18 protein-coding genes are annotated in these 17,141 nt (G+C 61.8%); 7 read left to right on the top strand and 11 right to left on the bottom strand.

Annotated features, from left to right (window positions below; translation table 11 throughout):
* Positions 1-23: 23 nt before the first annotated feature.
* From ACZ1JY_RS11680 to ACZ1JY_RS11650, 7 genes are all read right to left on the bottom strand, one after another.
* Positions 24-1,259 (bottom strand): nucleotidyltransferase domain-containing protein, encoded by a 1,236-nt coding sequence (locus tag ACZ1JY_RS11680; protein WP_465129373.1) that lies wholly within the window; start codon positions 1,257-1,259, stop codon positions 24-26.
* Positions 1,246-2,961 carry an ATP-binding cassette domain-containing protein gene (locus ACZ1JY_RS11675; RefSeq protein ID WP_465129372.1) on the bottom strand — a complete coding sequence of 572 codons (1,716 nt, stop codon included), beginning with the start codon at positions 2,959-2,961 and terminating at the stop codon, positions 1,246-1,248. Before ACZ1JY_RS11675 ends, ACZ1JY_RS11680 begins: the two co-directional genes overlap by 14 nt.
* On the bottom strand, positions 2,951-4,921 hold the full coding sequence (locus ACZ1JY_RS11670) for an asparagine synthase-related protein (protein WP_465129371.1): 1,971 nt from the start codon (positions 4,919-4,921) through the stop codon (positions 2,951-2,953). Before ACZ1JY_RS11670 ends, ACZ1JY_RS11675 begins: the two co-directional genes overlap by 11 nt.
* Before the next feature lies 1 nt (position 4,922).
* On the bottom strand, positions 4,923-5,402 hold the full coding sequence (locus ACZ1JY_RS11665) for a lasso peptide biosynthesis B2 protein (RefSeq protein ID WP_465129370.1): 480 nt from the start codon (positions 5,400-5,402) through the stop codon (positions 4,923-4,925).
* A gap of 31 nt (positions 5,403-5,433) precedes the next feature.
* Positions 5,434-5,703, bottom strand: coding sequence for a PqqD family protein (locus tag ACZ1JY_RS11660; RefSeq protein ID WP_465129369.1), 270 nt, complete (start codon positions 5,701-5,703; stop codon positions 5,434-5,436).
* A gap of 25 nt (positions 5,704-5,728) precedes the next feature.
* Positions 5,729-5,869, bottom strand: coding sequence for a hypothetical protein (locus ACZ1JY_RS11655; RefSeq protein WP_465129368.1), 141 nt, complete (start codon positions 5,867-5,869; stop codon positions 5,729-5,731).
* 132 nt (positions 5,870-6,001) lie between these two features.
* On the bottom strand, positions 6,002-6,865 hold the full coding sequence (locus ACZ1JY_RS11650; protein ID WP_465129367.1) for a hypothetical protein: 864 nt from the start codon (positions 6,863-6,865) through the stop codon (positions 6,002-6,004).
* A gap of 436 nt (positions 6,866-7,301) precedes the next feature.
* Between ACZ1JY_RS11650 and ACZ1JY_RS11645 the strand changes: the two genes are divergently transcribed.
* The 3 genes from ACZ1JY_RS11645 to ACZ1JY_RS11635 all read left to right on the top strand — a co-directional run bounded on the left by ACZ1JY_RS11645 (position 7,302) and on the right by ACZ1JY_RS11635 (position 9,783).
* Positions 7,302-7,559, top strand: a complete 258-nt coding sequence (locus tag ACZ1JY_RS11645; RefSeq protein WP_465129366.1) for a hypothetical protein — start codon at positions 7,302-7,304, stop codon at positions 7,557-7,559.
* A gap of 161 nt (positions 7,560-7,720) precedes the next feature.
* Positions 7,721-9,079, top strand: a complete 1,359-nt coding sequence (locus ACZ1JY_RS11640; protein ID WP_465129365.1) for an O-antigen ligase family protein — start codon at positions 7,721-7,723, stop codon at positions 9,077-9,079.
* Positions 9,076-9,783 (top strand): hypothetical protein, encoded by a 708-nt coding sequence (locus ACZ1JY_RS11635; protein ID WP_465129364.1) that lies wholly within the window; start codon positions 9,076-9,078, stop codon positions 9,781-9,783. The genes ACZ1JY_RS11640 and ACZ1JY_RS11635 overlap by 4 nt, the downstream gene beginning before the upstream one ends.
* Positions 9,784-9,803: 20 nt before the next feature.
* Here the strand turns inward: ACZ1JY_RS11635 and ACZ1JY_RS11630 are convergent, their stop codons facing one another.
* The 3 genes from ACZ1JY_RS11630 to ACZ1JY_RS11620 are packed head-to-tail and all read right to left on the bottom strand — an operon-like array spanning position 9,804 to position 11,674.
* The gene (locus ACZ1JY_RS11630; RefSeq protein WP_465129363.1) at positions 9,804-10,391 is read right to left on the bottom strand and encodes an LptA/OstA family protein; all 588 of its coding nucleotides are present in this window, start codon (positions 10,389-10,391) and stop codon (positions 9,804-9,806) included.
* A complete protein-coding gene (gene lptC / locus ACZ1JY_RS11625; protein WP_465129362.1) occupies positions 10,388-11,032 on the bottom strand; it encodes an LPS export ABC transporter periplasmic protein LptC in 645 nt (214 codons plus the stop codon). Before lptC ends, ACZ1JY_RS11630 begins: the two co-directional genes overlap by 4 nt.
* A gap of 24 nt (positions 11,033-11,056) precedes the next feature.
* The gene (locus tag ACZ1JY_RS11620; protein ID WP_465129361.1) at positions 11,057-11,674 is read right to left on the bottom strand and encodes a ribonuclease D; all 618 of its coding nucleotides are present in this window, start codon (positions 11,672-11,674) and stop codon (positions 11,057-11,059) included.
* Between the two features lie 186 nt (positions 11,675-11,860).
* On the opposite strand from ACZ1JY_RS11620, the gene cysD reads away from it, so the two are divergent.
* From cysD to ACZ1JY_RS11605, 3 genes are read left to right on the top strand one after another with little or no spacing between them, the layout of a single operon-like run.
* Positions 11,861-12,784, top strand: a complete 924-nt coding sequence (cysD, locus tag ACZ1JY_RS11615) for a sulfate adenylyltransferase subunit CysD (protein ID WP_118072577.1) — start codon at positions 11,861-11,863, stop codon at positions 12,782-12,784.
* Entirely contained in the window at positions 12,784-14,718 is a 1,935-nt protein-coding gene (cysN, locus tag ACZ1JY_RS11610) for a sulfate adenylyltransferase subunit CysN (RefSeq protein ID WP_118072578.1), read from the top strand. The genes cysD and cysN overlap by 1 nt, the downstream gene beginning before the upstream one ends.
* A 31-nt stretch (positions 14,719-14,749) precedes the next feature.
* Positions 14,750-15,022, top strand: a complete 273-nt coding sequence (locus tag ACZ1JY_RS11605; RefSeq protein ID WP_118072579.1) for a DUF2061 domain-containing protein — start codon at positions 14,750-14,752, stop codon at positions 15,020-15,022.
* Positions 15,023-15,027: 5 nt separating this feature from the next.
* Here the strand turns inward: ACZ1JY_RS11605 and ACZ1JY_RS11600 are convergent, their stop codons facing one another.
* On the bottom strand, positions 15,028-16,332 hold the full coding sequence (locus tag ACZ1JY_RS11600) for a UDP-glucose dehydrogenase family protein (RefSeq protein WP_465129360.1): 1,305 nt from the start codon (positions 16,330-16,332) through the stop codon (positions 15,028-15,030).
* Positions 16,333-16,430: 98 nt separating this feature from the next.
* Here ACZ1JY_RS11600 and ung point away from each other — a divergent pair, with 98 nt between their 5' ends.
* Positions 16,431-17,114, top strand: a complete 684-nt coding sequence (ung, locus tag ACZ1JY_RS11595; RefSeq protein WP_465129359.1) for a uracil-DNA glycosylase — start codon at positions 16,431-16,433, stop codon at positions 17,112-17,114.
* Positions 17,115-17,141: the final 27 nt, after the last annotated feature.

Genomic DNA, 17,141 nt, shown 5'->3' with positions numbered 1-17,141 from the left:
ACTGCTATGCCCTTCTGCCTAAATCAATCTGACTGGCTCAGCCATTCAACCATGGATGCTTCTCGCCGCGCAGCCTCTAGCGAGCGTGGATCAAGCGAAGTCGAGAGGTATCGGTGGCCTTTTTGCAAGACCCAGGCCGGGTAGTACAGCCAGCGCCGCATATCGTCCGACCGGGATCCTGCGAGCTTGGCAAGCTCGTGCGGATCAGGGTGAGCCAGACGGCGGAAAGCTGCCAACCAGCCAGAGTTTCCACCTTCGCGTTTTTCCAGCCGTCTGAGCAGCTTGTATTGCTCTGCTTGCTCATGTGACTGCAACATCCCCAATTTTGCGGCTGCAACATTGGCGCATCCGACAGCATCGGTATGTATAAAATTTTCGGGGACCCATGAGGCTCCGAGCTGCTGCGCTACAGCCATCAGGAGTTGCAATGCGCGCAGCAAGCCCATTCGTGACGCCGCCTCAAGGATCTCGGACCAATCCGTGCGATGACGAGTCACCAGAAAGTGCAGGTCGGCCAGAATGAGTGGTCCGTTTTCGAAGGCGTGGTGCAAGGTCGCGTGTTCAGCGAGGTGCAGGAAATTCGAGCGATGCGACGGAATCAGCACGTCGATCCCCATAATGGAAAGATCAGTTGCCTCGCATCGCAGCATTTCAAGCAGGAGGGGTTCCTGCGGCCAGTTTCGCGCGTTTATACGATGATGTATTTCAATTGTGAGTTCATCACCGATATCCTGGATTTCCGGCAATTGGTGACCGTAATCCATACCGTAACTACCCGCCCAGGGTGCAATCCGATAATGCCGATCAGCCAGCAGCAAGGCCTGCGCCTTGGGTGCCTCCTCGGCAGTCAGCAACAGGTCGACATCGCGCAATGGACGAAGCCCGGCATCGGGATAGCTTGCATGTGCCAGGCCAAACCCTTTGAGCAGGATCGGCCTAAATCCGGCATCGCCCAGTTTCAGCATCAGCCGCTTGATCGCCGCCATTTGCTTCAACGCATAGAGCGCGTGCCATTGCCTCGCCGATTCCATTTGCTTCAGCGGTGCTGCGGGAACCAACTGGCGAGCTTCGGCGATATCAAGCGCACGCAGCACCAGCGCGGATACACGCTTGTCTTCCGCCAGCCCGGCCAATTTGGCCCAGCCTGCATCATCCAGAAGCGTCATGCGGCCCAAGTGGTCGGAATCAGGCGCCGCACAGATGCGCAGCAACAACTCCTCATGTACCGCGAAATCGGAACTGGTGTCAGTTGCTGGCATGCTCTCCCAGATCAACGATTTGATCGGCAAGCGCAAGTAGGGCGCTACGGTGTCCGAGAATCAGGATCGTGCACTCACCCTTCAGCCGCTGCACCATATCAGTGATTGCTTGCTCGTTGGCGCCATCAAGTGCAGCTGTAACCTCGTCGAGGATCAGCAGATCGGGCTTGCGCAGCAATGCCCGTGCCAATGCCAGACGCTGCCGCTCACCTCCGGAAAACTGCCGCCCTGCTTCGCCGACACGGGTATCGAGACCATTCGGAAGGGCAAAGACGAACTGCGCAGATGCCTGCGCCAACGCGCGCTCCACCGCTTCGCGCAGGGTGCTCTCGTTGCTTGTGGGCTGTCCCCATGCAAGGTTCTGCGCAATCGTTCCATCGAACAGGTAGGGCACCTGTTCCACATAGGCCACGCGTCGCCGCCAGCGGATGCGATCGTGAGATGTCAGCCGCTGACCATCGATCAACACCTTGCCGGAGTCCGGCTCTATCAACCCGCCGAGCATGTCGGCAAGGCTGCTCTTGCCCACGCCGGAAGGACCGCAGATCGCAACGATGCTGCCCGCCTTCACGATGAGATCGAACCCCTGGAAAATTGCCCGCTCGCGGCCAGCGTAGCGCAACCCGATTCCGCGCAATTCGAGGAACTTGCGTAGGCGCGGTGGCTCGCCTCCATCATCCTCCGGTTCGCGATGCCCCCCTGCTTCCTGGATCATGCGCTGAAGTCCGATCAGCGCAGGGCTGTCGAAATTCCAGCGACGGAGATAGCCTTGCAGGCCAATAGCCACAGGCACCATCCTCACGAGAATGGCCAGGACAGGCACAAGCACGCCAAGAGGCAATCGCATGCCAACCAGCGCCACATAGATCAGTCCGCCGAGCACGATGGCCGCGATCGCCTGAAACAGCACGTGGGCCAGCGAAACGGATCGATGGTAGCTCAGCTGCGATTGCTCGACTTCGCGCGCGGTCACGCTGAACTGTTGCGCCAATGCGTCCTCGGCACCGCTGATCCGTGCCGCGCGGAAATGGAATAGCCCGTTGGTAACCTGCTGCTGCAGCGCCCCGTAAGCTGCCGCGAACCGCTCGCCCTCGCGGTTCTTGCGCCCTCGCAATGCAACGAGCACGACAACCACGACCGCTCCCGACAACACGGCGACGCCGGTCAGCCGCCACGAAATTGCGAAGGCCGCAGTAGTCAGCATGACGAGTGTGACAAGTGAAGTGACAGCCGAGAGCAGATTCTGACCAAGGCTGCCCACACGCTCGGCCTCGCCGACCAGACGCGCGGCATGGGCCGCAGTGCTCTGCTGGCTGAGCCAGCGCCAGTCTGCAGAAAGCACCGCATCTTGCGCCTTGATGCGAATGGTTCGTGTCAGGGCGTGGCTAAGGCGCGCCTGCTGGTCGAGCACAAGGTAAACGACCAGCGCACGAAAAGTGACCAACATCGCGATGGCTGCCAGCAACAGCCCCACCGGGAAGCCAAGCAGAGGCTCAAACCACGCCCCCATGCCCTGCGGCACTTTCTCTCCCGCAATGACGGCAGTGATCGGCACCAGGAGCAGCAGGCCGATGCCTTCCGTCAGGCTCGAAACGAGCATCAGCAGGCCAAGCAGGATGAGACGGGGCCAGCCCGCCATGCGCACGACAGTCCGCACCGTGGCCAGCCCTTGGCCGCCCGGCGCGTCACCTTCAAGCGACATTGCGGCCCTCTGCAAACCGTATGAACCGCGCCGTCGACAAGCCGCGAGTCACGGCAGAAACCAGCCGATCCGCATCGCGCCGCTCGGGCCGGTCCTCACCGTCCCACTCTTCCAGACTCTTGATCAGACGGGGCAAGTCAAAAACCCGCGCGATGCGCTCGTCACGCGAAAGGGATTCAAGCTCCCGCAGGATCATATCCCGATCACGCTGCAACCGCGTCGGCCAGTCTGCAGCCTGACGACCGACGCGACGCTCTTGCCAGACCTTTTCGGGAACCCGGCCGACGAGCACGCGGCGACCGAGCCACCGATCCTGGCCACCGCGCAGATACTGCTCGTCGGGGATCCCCGCACAGAGTTCGAGCAGCGGCACGTAGGCATGAACGTCGCGAATCTCGAGCCCGTAAAGAAGTTTGAAACCGAGCAGGATTTCCGACCCGCCGTTGTTCAGTTGAGTCACGATCAAGTCGCGCCAGTCACGTGACGCGGGAAGGTCGTAGTCGTAGAGGGCGAAGCCATCATTGCCGACCTGCGCCATCAGACCTGAGCTTTCAGCAAAGTCAGCGCGCAGCGGAGACCAAGAGGCAAATGGCGAAGCGCGCCAGCCGCGCCTCTCGTCGATTCGCAGTTTCACCTTAAGCGGCAGGTAAGGCATGACAGCGCGCGATATCAGCTTCCGCCACAACGGCCGCTTGTCCTGACGATAAGCCCGCAGTTCGCGCACCAAACGCAGCCACTTGCCCTGGGCCAGCCATGTCGGAAATCCTGTCAGCCCGTCATAACTGAAGCCGGCGTTGCCCGAATCCCCAGTGAGAACGACATCGACACCATCGGCTTCGGCACGGGCCAGCGCCGCGTGAAACCAATGTGCGTTCATCTCGTTGTAGATTGGCCAGCCCGAAACCAGCATCAGAGCGTTGAGCCGCTCGCCATATTGCAAATCCTCCCCGTCGACAAAACTCGGGCGGATCTGCGGGTACATCTTGCACAATTCACGCACATGATCGGCTTCATCGCCGAATGACGTGGGCCTTTCCGCAGGCTGGAATTGCGATGCAGGCACGCTCGTATAACTGCGCAGTACCGATCCGGCAGGAAGCGCTTCTACAGCGAAGCTCGCCGCCGCCTGCGAATCGAAACCGCCCGACAACATGATTCCCGGCGACTTCGCCTTGTCGAGCGCGGCGGCCGAAGCGCGACGCAGTTGCTCGACCACCGCTTCGACATAGTCCTCGTCTCGCTTGTAACGAACCTCGGGCGCATCGCGAAGTGACCAGAAGTTTTGCACCCGGTGCCCATGCGCATCGTGGATTTCCTCGGTACCGCAGACGAGGCAACTCATGCCTTCATAGAAGCTTTGGCCAGGGGAGGCCCAGCCGCACATCAGCCATGTTCCCGCGCGCAGGTCGACGACGCGAGCCTGATGGCCCAGTGCCATGATCGGACCGGGCAGCGAACACACCACGAGCCGGGTGCCGTCGCGCCTGATGTGAAGCGGTGCATTTGCGGTTGCAGAGCGCGCCAGCCGAACCTTGCGCTGATCCGGCCACCACTGCACGACAGCATAGTCACCGGCGATGCGGCGGTCGCAAGCGCTGCCAAGCTTTGCATGGAGCGCCGCGTAGAGCGAGGCGTGATCCTCGCAATCAGGCAGGCCGAACTGCGCCGTCAATTCACGAGGGAAATGTAGGCGTCCGGCCAGAAGAACGTAAGAACCATCCGGCTGACACCGGAACTGATGCGTCCTGTGCCGGACAGTTCGCGAGATGCCGGGTCGCGCTTCTGCGCGGCTGGCAAGCCCTGCTCCGGCAACCCGGCCGTGCAGTACGTCACCTGCTTTGCCCAAGGCCAACGATCTCACCGCCCGGTCCCAGTCCGCTGCGAACCATTCGGGACCCTCCGACAGCTCGAACGCTGCAAGGATCAGCAGGTCGTCGGGCTTTTCCGGAGTCAACGCCACATCACTTTCGCTGGCTCGCAAGTGCTTTCAGCACTGGTGCGGACGCAAGGACCATGATCGGCTGGTAGGTGTCGCGCTCGCAGACCCCGATCAGCATTTCCCCGTTGCATTCCACCCATGCATGATAAGCATCCTCGCCGGTCCGGTCGCCCTTGCTGAATGCGATGACCGTCAACAACGGCAGAGACCGCTTGCGCAGTAGCCAGCCGAACGCGATCGCGCGCGGCAGACAGCGGCTGGTGCCCGGCAGGCGCAAGCAGGCTCGATCAATCTGATTCACGGCGGACTGGACTGCATTCCTCACGCCTCGTTCAAGCGGCGCGCTTCGGACGGCCAATGCCGCCCCTGCTTCAACCAAGCCGCCAACTGTGTCGCGCCACCGCGGGAAGGGCACAAATCGCACGAAAAAACGCGCCAAGGCGACGAACGCCATGGCGCGCAAGACTTTCATCCGAAAGATCATCCGGTCAGCGAACGTCATGGCAGCAGCCGAGGTTAGACCGCCGCTGCTGCTATGACAATTGCGCAAAGCCCGCCGTCGTCAACTGTGCCACGAATGCGTCTACGGCAGCCCCGCATTCCTCGGCGGATATGCCGTATTCACGACATAAGTCGGAACAGATGAGATCAAGATCTGGCTGGCTGTCCAGCCGCTGCCAGATATCAAGACCCACGCCTTTCAACGAGAAGAACTTTCCCGTGTCGACGTGGATCATGACCAATTCACCGTCCACCTCGGTTGCACAGTTGGACGATTCAACCTTGCGCAGCAGCCTGGCCATCGGATTACCCGGTCAGCGCCTGCAATCAGCTCTTTGACTTGCCGTTCTTGCCCGAGCCGTCACCACCGAACCCATTGTTGGCAGCGATTGCCGCCAGATCAACCGTGAGTTCTTCAAGAACCGGAGCCGACCACACCTTGGTCGCAAATTCGCTACGCTCAGTCATGCTCATACTCCTAACTATAGTTAATCGATACGCATTAGCCCTTAACAGTGGTTTACATTTGTTGCGGGTGCGAAGCAACCCGGAATGGGGTGTCAAGTCGAGAAAGATTGCTTTTGGCCGTTGCAGAGCTGGCTAAACGGACTCAAGAAGTTGCTTAATTTTCAGCAAATCTGCAGAAAAGGTCGAGGGATTGCGCGGTCGGCGCAGCTTCCAGAAGCGAACTTCGGTGCAGAAACGCAGCAACAGTTTCTCATGGATTCCACGGTCGCCCCTCGCAGCATGTACGAAGTCCCGGTACAAGGCACCGGGCAGCAGCCGCAACTTTTCAACACCGGTAACTGGCGCAAGGTCGACCGATTCGCCAAACTCGATGAAGCACAGATCCGTAAGCGGTAACGCAGTTTGCGCCTTGAGCGCCGCTTGCGAATAATGCTTGCCCGGCATGCTCTGCACCGGCCGGTGGGCAGCACTGTCCGTCAGCACAAGCGCATCATCCCAAAGCTTGAGCGGCTTTGCATCAGGCATCGCCATGACGCGCTCTTTGACGGAGACGACTAGCGTATCATCGCAAACATGCGGGAGCCCAAGTCCGGCAAGACCCGCCGCCATGGTGGACTTACCACCTCCCGAATCGGCAGTGAAGGCAACGATGCGCCCTCCGACGTCGACTGCACTGGCATGGAGCGGGAACAGGCCATTGAGCCAGGCGACTGCCCCAAAAACCGTACCCCATTGAAACAGTTCGAAATCGGTGTCAGCCAAGGCTCGACCTGCGCGAACCGCGTCATCGGGCATCTGCACGGTTATCCCGAACCCTTTGCGATAATGAAATCGCACCTGGTCGAACGTTTCAAAAAGGAACTCGGAAGACGAGATGACGAAGCCGTCATCATCGAAAAAAGGATCTTCGATAGATACCGGCACCACCCCCATCGAGACGACCATTTCCCTCCGCATGATTTCGATCAAAGGGTCAGCTGACTTATCTTGATTCATAGCAGGTCCTGAACATGCAAATTGCGTCACTGCACGGATAAGGCTGGTGGACTGTCTGCCGGGGCGAGGCAATGAGCAAACGCCGCTCCACTATGCCAAGCCGAGACAACTGCCATGAGACATTGGATTGCGTTCGCGGCCACTCTTTTACCCTCTGCAACCCCCACCAAGAGTGACGTAACGCTGCAATGCAGCAAAAATGTCACAGCTGACGCCCTGTTCGCAAAAACATGCGATTGCGCCAAATTGGCGCATTTACGCCTCAGAAACCTTGACTTGGCGCGAGATTGACGACGAGCCGTGCAAAGCTTGAGACCCAACGAAAGTAAATGAATAAGGGTTAATCCCTAGTTTTTCTTGCGAATCATTTTGCATTGCGGTAGCGCAGGGTTCGAGAGGGCGGTATACGTTAGTGCTACTGCTTAGGAGATTAAGCATGAAGATTTCTCGTTTTGCATCGGCACTCGCCGCTGCGGCCATGTTGGCTGCGCCGGTCGTCGCCGAAGCCGGAACCCGTGCCAGCGGCTCTTCGGTATACGCGACCGAAGGCTACGCAGCTAACCGCGCTTCGACCTCGGTGAAGGCTGACAACGATCTGAAGCCGGCATACTGGATCATCATTCTGCTGTCGGGTGGCGCTGCTGCCTACGGTATTTCGCGAGCACTCGACAACAAGTCGTCGGGCGCGAACTGATCCTGCCGGACAAGTTTTAAAGGCCCGTCCCCCTGATCAAGGTGGGCGGGCCTTTTTGCTGCCCATTTGCCGGCAACCCAGATCGCCTGCAGCACACGCCAATCCTTGGCATTAGACCGTAAGTCCTTGACCGGAACTGTGATACGATCAATCAGGTAGCGATGCGAAACGAACCCGGCGTATTTCTCGCTGCACTAATCTTTCTAGCCTGCCTTCTGGGCGGTGGAGGAGTGGCTTACGGGCTTCCCAATCTGGTCATCCAGATCGGTGCACTCATCGTCCTCGCGATCAATCGCCCCGCCGTGTTCCTGTTTTTCCGGAAGGCACCGCGCGGTTTGACAACCCTGGTCGCGCTGACACTGGCACTTCCGCTATTGCAGTTGATCCCTTTGCCGGCTTCGGTGTGGCAATCCCTGCCGGGAAGAAGCCTTCTTCGTGAATCCCTGGCAGCTCTCGGCCCACTCCCCCCACACCCTGTTACCGTAAACGCTGCACGTACGCTGGTGGCATTTCTGGGCCTGATTGCTCCTTTCACCGTCATCGCGCTTGCACTGCAGGGAGACAGCCGAGCGGTTCAACGTGCGAAGCTGATATTCATTGCAATGGGCGTGGCCGGAGTTCTGCTGGGCGCGCTGCAGTTGCTCTATGCCGGCGAAGGCGCTGGCCTGTACCCGGAGCCAACGAACCGGAGCGTCGTGGCCGGACTTTTTGCGAACCGCAACTCGGCTGCAATATATTTTGTGTGCTGCCTCCTGCTGCTGGCTGGGAATTCCACGGCTCGCCTTGTCTCGACCAGAGGCATTGCCGGACTTGCAGCGGCCGCACTGCTGGTAGTCGGCGTCGTCCTCACCCAGTCACGGACGGGACTTGCACTTTTGCTTTTGCCAGTAGGGCTATTCTTGGTGCGCGCTGTTTTTGGCTGGGCGGGGGCTGGCAGGGAAACTCAGGGATTTGGCGCCTTGGGTAGAACAGCTATTGCCGGAGGCCTTGCCGCAGCGCTGATTGCCTTGGGCATCGGGGCTGGCGCAGGTACACTTCCCGAATCGCGCTTCGATGCCGTTATGGAACGCTTCAACAAGACCACCGAGGAGCGGCCGGCCATCTGGGAAGATGCCCGTTTTTCCGCGCAACGCTACTGGCCTGTCGGCGCGGGAATGGGCACCTTCGACGAAGTATTCCAGATTGATGAATCGCTCGAGAACGTCACCTCACGCCGAGCCGGGCGCGCTCACAATGATTACTTGGAAATCGCCATTGAGGCGGGCGCAATCGGCTTGTTACTGATTGCGTTGTGGTCGGCATGGGTTCTGCGTTCGACCTGGACAGGCCTTGGCCAGGATCGGCGCTGGGACGTACTGGGATGCAGCGCGATACTCCTCACCATCGCGCTGCAGTCGCTGGTTGACTATCCCTTGCGCAACCAGACGATGCTCTGTCTTGCCGCTTTTGCCATCGCAGTCCTGGCCCGGGCAGCGGCCCGTAACTCGCCGCCTACTGCCAGCCATGGGAGCAAGTCGTGATCCGCGCCTTATGGCTCACCTTCGTCGGCGCACTATGCTTTGTCGCGCTTGGCGCACAGCTTGACCGGGCGTCACGCCGGCAATCGTCCCTCGCTCCGTTCGTGCCGGCGATCTTCCGCAACTTCGCCCAAGAGACGGTGAGTCTCGCCCAAGTGCGATCTGCCGAGCCGGATCAGGCCCTTCAAGATGCCAGGCTACTGCTTTCGCGCAGCCCTCTACCTGCCGAGCACCTGACTCTTCTGGCCATTGCCGAGGAACGTAAGGGCAATCGGGAAATTAGTTCACGCCTGATCCAGCAGGCGGCGCAGCGCGGCTGGCGCGATGCGATTGCCCAGCAGGCGATGTTCGATATTGCGCTTTCCGCAGGCGATCCCGTCGAGGCCTCGCACCGTTTTGCGGCCATCTGGGCCCTGCGAGACAACGAAGCACCCTTGCTCGACATGCGCAATCGCCTGCTTGCCGCCCGCGGCGGAAAGGAAGCGCTGGCGGGAACGCTGGCGGCAGGCGGCAGCTGGACGCGGTATTATCTTCGCAGTGTGACTGCCGACCTCGATCCGCTCGCAGTCGAAAGCACGATTCTGGCAGTTCAAAAGGGTGCCAGCCTGGAATGCGCCATTCTTGGCCAAATGCGGACTGCCCTGGCCAAGCGCAATCGCGATCGCGAAGCCACAGCTCTCGGCTCTTGCAAGCGCGCCCCGGCCTGAACAGGCCGGGCGGCGGCGCTTCAGTTCTTGTTGCGGACGTTGAACGTGCCGGTCACGCGGCCACCACTGCCGCCCGCGGCGCCACCGCCGGAACGGCCGTCGACGCTGGACAGACCTGAATCGAGATCGATGGTGAGACGGCCACCGTTGAGCGTATCGCCATTGCGGCGCAGCGCGACGTTGCCGGTCATGGTGATGACATTGCGGTTGAAGTCGTAGACTGCAGCATCACCGCGTGCGCTTTCGCCACCGCGGTTGACCTGAACACCGCCCGTGGCATCGATCCGTTCGATCTGGATGTCTCCAGCGTTGCTGTAAGCCACCGTCGTGCGCGCCGCCTGCATGCGCAGGTCCGACTGGTTGATGTCGACATTGCCCGACAGGACGACCCGCTTGGCCTTGTCCTGCACTTCGATGCGATCGGCGGCGTAGTTGACCGGTGCCTTGCTGTCGTGCCCGGCAATGCCCTGTGCAGCAAGGTGCTGCGCTCCCGCGACTAGCGCGGCCGATCCGGCGAAGCCGATCGCAGCCCAGCGCAGCGGGCGGGCGGCACGAATGATGTCGGCAAGGGGGGTCTTGGCGGGAGTGGTCATGCGGGTCCTGCTCATGGCATCTGCATCTTGCCCGGCACCATGCGAAGGCGGGCGTTTCCATCGAGCGTCACCGTGCGCTCGTCAAGGTTTGCTTCGATCCTGTCGGCCGAGAAGGTCCCTGCCGGGATGCGCCCTTCCACCGGGCCACGGCTCTTGAGCAGCTTGCCGCCAAGGTCGATGTCGACATTGGTGGCGGTCATGCGGTAGCCGTCCGAGGTCTGGAAGTTGATCGGTCCGACGATGTCGACGATCTCCTTGCCGAAATCGTAATTTCCCTTGCCCGCGGTGAGCAGCGCCGGACCATCGTCGAGCATGATGCGCGCGGTCAGCTGATCGAGCTGGATCAGCGGCTGCACCTTGGTGCGCTGCACCGCCGAACCTGCCGTGATCGAGAAGTTGCGGCCATCGTCATCCTGGCCGCGATACATCGCACTCGATACCTGCATGCGCTCGTTAAGCACGGCAACCTTGCGCCGGTCGAGCAGGAAGCTGATCTCGCCGCGCGGGGAGAGCGGTGCGATGATCATGATCGCCAGCATCGCACCGACCAGGGCCGGGAGCGCGCGGGCGAGGAACTGCACGAGGCGATCATGAAATCCGCCCGGCGCGGCAAAGCCACGGCGCTGCGTGCGGATCATGTCGGCCTGGACGGTCATCGAAGCGCCTTGCCCTGCCTTGCCTTACTCGTGGCTGAAGATGTCGCGCTCGGCCCAACCGGCAAGGTCGAGCCGGGCACGCATCGGCAGAAAATCGAAGCAGGCCTGCGCCATCGCCGTGCGGCCTTCACGCTCCAGCCGCTCGACCAGGATCGTGTGCATGGCATGAAGGTGGCGCACGTCGGATGCGGCGTATTCCTGCTGCGCATCGGACAGCACCGGCCCGCCCCAGTCGCTTGACTGCTGCTGCTTGGAAATCTCCTTGCCGAGCAGTTCGCGCACCAGATCTTTGAGACCGTGGCGGTCGGTATAGGTGCGCACCAGCTTCGAGGCGATCTTGGTGCAGAACACCGGTGCCGCAACGACGCCGAGGTAATGCTCGATCGCCGCCAGGTCGAAGCGCGCGAAGTGGTAGAGCTTGATCCGCGAGGGATCCGCCAGAACCGCTTTCAGGTTGGGCGCGGCAAAGCTGCTGCCCGGCGAGAAGCGGACGAGATGTTCGTCGCCGCGGCCGTCGGAAATCTGCACCACGCATAGCCGGTCGCGCGGGGTGATCAGCCCCATGGTTTCGGTGTCGACGGCGACGGGACCCGGCGCAAGCACGCCCTCGGGAAGGTCTTCTTCGTGGAAATGAACTGCCATCCCTGTCGCTTAGGCGGTTGGGCAAGTGCCCGCAAGCTTTCAGTCCCCCAACGAGCGGCGGCGCGTGCCTATCAAGCTGTCGTTTCGAGGGAGAAAGTATTGCCTGCGCGCCATGCTCCCAAATGGGAGCGCACGGGGTACTGCAAATCGCGCAAGGAGCGGCAACGCAATTACGGAGCGAGAGCCGTGGCATTCGACGCCAAGACCCTGACCCACCTCGAACGCCTGGAATCCGAGGCGATCCACATCATGCGCGAGGTCGTCGCCGAGGCGACCAATCCGGTGATGCTCTATTCCGTCGGCAAGGACAGCGCGGTGATGCTGCATCTCGCGCGCAAGGCCTTCTACCCCTCGCCGCCGCCCTTCCCGCTGCTCCATGTCGATACCACGTGGAAGTTCAAGGACATGTATGCGCTGCGCGACAAGATGGCGGCAGAGAGCGGCATGGAACTGCTCATCTACCAGAACCCGGAAGCCGCCGAGAAGGGTATCAACCCGTTCGACCATGGTTCGCTCCACACCGACATGTGGAAGACCGAAGGGCTCAAGCAGGCGCTCGACAAGTACGGCTTCGACGCGGCCTTTGGCGGCGCGCGGCGCGACGAGGAAAAGAGCCGCGCCAAGGAGCGCATCTTCTCGTTCCGCACCGCCAGCCACGGCTGGGATCCCAAGAACCAGCGCCCCGAACTGTGGAACTTGTACAACGCACGCAAGAACAAGGGCGAATCGATCCGCGTATTCCCGATCTCGAACTGGACCGAGCTCGACATCTGGCAGTACATCCACCTCAACGACGTGCCGATCGTCCCGCTCTATTTCGCGGACGAGCGCCCGACCTACGAGTGGGAAGGCCAGCTGTTCATGGCCGACGATATCGAGCGCCTCGAGAAGGTGCTGAGCTATCGCCCCGAAATCACCATGAAGTCGGTCCGCTTCCGCACATTGGGCTGCTTCCCGCTGACCGGGGCAGTCGAAAGCACTGCCAAGACGCTGCCCGAAGTCATTCAGGAAACCCTGCTGACCACCACCAGCGAACGCCAGGGCCGCGTGATCGACAAGGATGCCGGTGGCGCCGGCATGGAAGTTAAGAAGCAGCAGGGGTACTTCTGATGACGGAAACGACACTTGGGCAAGACGTCATCTACAAGACCGAAGCCCTCATCGCCGAGGACATCGACGCCTATCTCGAACAGCATCAGCACAAGACCATGCTGCGCTTCATCACCTGCGGGTCGGTGGACGATGGCAAGTCGACGCTGATCGGCCGCCTGCTCTATGATTCGAAGATGATCTTCGAAGACCAGCTCGCCGCGCTCGAGAACGATTCGAAGAAGGTCGGCACGCAGGGACAGGACATCGACTTCGCGCTGCTGGTTGACGGCCTCGCCGCCGAGCGCGAGCAGGGCATCACCATCGACGTCGCCTATCGCTTCTTCAACACCGAGAAGCGCAAGTTCATCGTCGCCGATTGCCCCGGCCACGAGCAGTACACCCGCAACATGGTCACCGGCGCCTCCACGGCCGACCTCGCGGTGATCCTGATCGACGCGCGCAAGGGCGTGCTGGTGCAGACGCGCCGCCACTCCTACCTGTGCCACCTGATCGGCATCCGCAACATCGTGCTGGCCGTGAACAAGATGGACCTGGTGAACTACGATCAGGCCACCTTCGACGCCATCGTCAAGGACTACGGCGAGTTCGCGAAGTCCATCGGCATCGAGAGCTTCACCGCCATGCCGATTTCCGGCTTCAAGGGCGACAACATCACCACGCCTTCGGCCAACACGCCATGGTATCAGGGACCGACGCTGGTCGAGCACCTCGAAACCGTCGAAGTGCTGTCCTCGGTCGATGCCGACAAGCCGTTCCGCATGCCGGTGCAGTGGGTCAACCGCCCCAACCTCGATTTCCGCGGCTTTTCTGGCCTGATCGCTACCGGCTCGGTCAAGCCGGGCGACGAAGTGCGCGTCCTGCCTTCGGGCAAGACCAGCAAGGTCACCCGCATCGTCACGCTTGACGGCGATCTCGAACAAGGGGTTGCCGGACAGTCGGTCACGCTGTGCCTGGCTGACGAAGTCGATTGCTCGCGCGGGGACGTGATCAGCCTTGCCGACAATCCCCCGCAGGCCGCAGACCAGTTCGAGGCGACTCTCGTCTGGCTCAATGACGAAGCCATGCTGCCGGGGCGCGCCTACTGGCTCAAGCTCGCCACGCAGACCGTTTCGGTCACCGTGCAGCAGCCGAAGTACGTCGTGAACGTCAACACGATGGAGCAGCTTGCTGCGAAGACTCTGGAGTTGAACGCCATAGGCGTGGCCGAGATCGCCACTGACAAACCGCTGGTGTTCGAGGCCTACGGCGACAACCGCACGCTCGGCGGCTTCGTGCTGATCGACAAGATGAGCAACGCCACGGTCGCCGCCGGCATGCTCAACTTCTCGCTGCGCCGCGCCCAGAACGTGCACTGGCAGGCGCTCGACATCAGCCGCGAGGCCCATGCCGCGCTCAAGCGCCAAAGCCCCAAGGTGCTGTGGTTCACCGGCCTGTCGGGCTCTGGCAAGTCGACCATCGCCAACCTGGTCGAGAAGCGCCTGCACGCCGTGGGCAAGCACACCTTCCTGCTGGACGGCGACAACGTGCGCCATGGCCTCAACAAGGATCTCGGCTTTACCGAGGCCGACCGCATCGAGAACATCCGCCGCGTCGGCGAAGTCGCGCGCCTGATGACCGATGCCGGCCTGATCGTGCTGACCGCCTTCATCAGCCCGTTCCGCGCCGAGCGCGAGATGGTGCGCGGGTTGATGGCGACGGGTGAATTCGTCGAAATCTTCGTCGACACCCCGCTGGAAGTAGCCGAGGCGCGCGACGTCAAGGGCCTCTACAAGAAGGCGCGTTCCGGCCAGCTCAAGAACTTCACCGGCATCGACAGTCCCTACGAAGCACCCGAAAACCCGGACTTCCGCGTCGATACCACCCAGGAATCGCCCGAGGACGCAGCCGAGCGCATCGTGAATGCCCTTCTCGGCTGGGCTCCCACGATCTAGGCAAGCATCTCTGGCCGGGAGGGAACCGCCAATGATTCTGTTTCACGGACACGAGGCGCACACCCGCTCGATCGTCAAGGCGATCAGCTGGCGGACGCTGGGAAGTATCGACACTTTCCTGCTTGGTTGGCTGTTCACCGGCAGCGCCAAGGCCGCCGGCGCCATTGCCGGCACCGAAGTGATCACGAAGATCGGGCTCTATTACTTCCACGAGCGCGTGTGGAGTTCGATCCACTGGGGCACCCAGCGTCCCGCTGTGGAAGATGAGGACGCCGCCATCAGCGCCGAGGCAGGCCTGGTCTGACCTTCTCAGACCCGGCCGATGCTGCTGTAGGCAAAGCCTGCCGCACGCGCCTCGGCCGGGTCATAGACATTGCGCAGGTCCACCAGCACCGGCACATTCATCAGGCTCTTCACCCGCGCAAAATCAAGCGCGCGGAACGCATCCCATTCGGTGACCAAGGCGACCGCGTCAGCTTCCGCGACGGCTGCATAAGTCGATGCTGCCATCGTCACCTCAGGCATGATCTCGGCCGCGGCCTCCATGCCTTCCGGATCGTAGGCCACCACTTCGGCCCCCGCATCGAGCAGCGTCTGCACGATCGCAATCGAGGGGGCATCGCGCATGTCGTCGGTGTTGGGCTTGAACGTCAGGCCCAGCAGCGCGACGCGCTTGCCGCGCGCATCGCCGCCCAGCGCCTCGATCACCTTGCGGCCCATCGCACGCTTGCGGCTGTCATTGACCTTGACCACCGCCTCCACCAGCCGCACCGGGCTGTTATAGTCCTCGGCGGTCTTGAGCAGCGCCAGCGTGTCCTTGGGGAAGCACGATCCGCCATAGCCCGGCCCGGCATGCAGGAATTTCGAACCGATGCGGTTGTCGAGGCCGATGCCCCGCGCCACGTCCTGCACGTCGCCGCCGACCTTCTCGCACAGATCCGCCATCTCGTTGATGAAGGTGATCTTGGTGGCGAGAAAGGCATTGGCGGCGTACTTGATCAGCTCACTGCTGCGGCGCGAGGTAAACAGGATCGGCGCCCGGTTGAGGAACAGCGGGCGATAAACCTCGCGCATCACGCCGCGCGCCCATTCCTCCTCGGCACCGATGACGATGCGGTCAGGCCGCTTGAAATCGCCGATCGCGGCGCCCTCGCGCAGAAATTCAGGGTTGGATACCACGGCGAACCGCACATCGGTTCCGCTCTCGCGAATGATCCGCTCCACCTCGTCGCCGGTGCCTACCGGCACAGTCGATTTGGTCACCACAACAGTCGGCGTCCTGATGTTCTCCGCCAGTTCCTGCGCCACGGCATAGACATAAGTCAGGTCGGCGTGGCCATCACCCCGGCGTGAAGGCGTGCCCACGGCGATAAAGATTGCCGCAGCATCTTCGATGGAGCTGGCAAGATCGGTCGAGAACGACAGCCGCCCGGCCTTGACGTTTGCGGCGACCAGCTCGGCAAGGCCCGGCTCGTAGATCGGCATCACGCCTGCGCGCAGCCGCTCGATCTTGCTCGCGTCCTTGTCGATGCACACCACATCGTGGCCGAAATCGGCAAAGCAGGCTCCCGAAACCAGCCCGACATAGCCCGAGCCAACCATTGCGATCTTCATCAAAGCACTCCGTACAGCCATGCGCTGTTAGCAAGCACCGGCCCGTCCCGGAACCCTGCTTGCGGGTGGGCCTCCTAACCGTCTAACCTTTCGCCAAGATGACCATCATTTCCTTGCCCGAAAGCTGGCGACCGAGCCTCGAACCGGTCCTGCATTCCCCCCCCTTGCGCGATCTGGACGCCTTCCTCGACGCCGAAGAGCGGTCGGCCAAGGCCATATACCCGCCACGCGATGCGCGCCTCGCCGCGCTGGAACTCACGCCGCTCGATCAGGTGCGCGTGGTCATCCTCGGGCAGGACCCGTACCACGGCCCGGGCCAGGCGCACGGCCTCGCCTTCTCGGTACAGCACGGCGTCAGGATCCCGCCGAGCCTGGTGAACATCTACAAGGAGCTCGAAGCCGACCTCGGCATCCCCCGCGCCCCCCACGGCAACCTGACGCGCTGGGCGCAGCAAGGCGTGCTGCTGCTCAACAACGCGCTGACTGTCGAGGCGGCCCATGCCGGCTCGCATCAGGGCATGGGCTGGGAACTGCTCACCGATGCCGCCGTCAAAGCTGTCGCCTCGCGGCCCGATCCCACCGTGTTCATGCTGTGGGGCAGCCATGCGCAGAAGAAGGCAGCGCGGATCGGCGCCCTGCAGAACGGCCCGCATCTCGTGCTGAAGGCGCAGCACCCCAGCCCGCTCTCGGCCTACAAGGGCTTCTTCGGTTCGAAACCGTTCAGCCAGGCCAATACCTTCCTCGAAACCCATGGCCGTGGTGCGATAGACTGGCGCGTCTGACGCAAAAAGCCCCGCCAGAGCGGGGCT

The sequence above is a fragment of the Novosphingobium sp. BL-A-41-Hi4B-X5A genome (assembly GCF_055521705.1).
This window is presented reverse-complemented; position numbering and strand designations above follow the sequence as displayed.

Coding starts and splice junctions, on each gene's coding strand:
- ACZ1JY_RS11600 (WP_465129360.1), bottom strand. CDS start 16,332: ATGAAGATCGCAATGGTTGGCTCGGGCTATGTCGGGCTGGTTTCGGGA.
- ACZ1JY_RS11675 (WP_465129372.1), bottom strand. CDS start 2,961: ATGTCGCTTGAAGGTGACGCGCCGGGCGGCCAAGGGCTGGCCACGGTG.
- lptC (WP_465129362.1), bottom strand. CDS start 11,032: ATGACCGTCCAGGCCGACATGATCCGCACGCAGCGCCGTGGCTTTGCC.
- cysN (WP_118072578.1), top strand. CDS start 12,784: ATGACGGAAACGACACTTGGGCAAGACGTCATCTACAAGACCGAAGCC.
- ACZ1JY_RS11620 (WP_465129361.1), bottom strand. CDS start 11,674: ATGGCAGTTCATTTCCACGAAGAAGACCTTCCCGAGGGCGTGCTTGCG.
- ACZ1JY_RS11665 (WP_465129370.1), bottom strand. CDS start 5,402: ATGACGTTCGCTGACCGGATGATCTTTCGGATGAAAGTCTTGCGCGCC.
- ACZ1JY_RS11605 (WP_118072579.1), top strand. CDS start 14,750: ATGATTCTGTTTCACGGACACGAGGCGCACACCCGCTCGATCGTCAAG.
- ACZ1JY_RS11660 (WP_465129369.1), bottom strand. CDS start 5,703: ATGGCCAGGCTGCTGCGCAAGGTTGAATCGTCCAACTGTGCAACCGAG.
- ACZ1JY_RS11645 (WP_465129366.1), top strand. CDS start 7,302: ATGAAGATTTCTCGTTTTGCATCGGCACTCGCCGCTGCGGCCATGTTG.
- ACZ1JY_RS11650 (WP_465129367.1), bottom strand. CDS start 6,865: ATGAATCAAGATAAGTCAGCTGACCCTTTGATCGAAATCATGCGGAGG.
- ACZ1JY_RS11655 (WP_465129368.1), bottom strand. CDS start 5,869: ATGACTGAGCGTAGCGAATTTGCGACCAAGGTGTGGTCGGCTCCGGTT.
- ACZ1JY_RS11630 (WP_465129363.1), bottom strand. CDS start 10,391: ATGAGCAGGACCCGCATGACCACTCCCGCCAAGACCCCCCTTGCCGAC.
- ACZ1JY_RS11680 (WP_465129373.1), bottom strand. CDS start 1,259: ATGCCAGCAACTGACACCAGTTCCGATTTCGCGGTACATGAGGAGTTG.
- ACZ1JY_RS11640 (WP_465129365.1), top strand. CDS start 7,721: ATGCGAAACGAACCCGGCGTATTTCTCGCTGCACTAATCTTTCTAGCC.
- ung (WP_465129359.1), top strand. CDS start 16,431: ATGACCATCATTTCCTTGCCCGAAAGCTGGCGACCGAGCCTCGAACCG.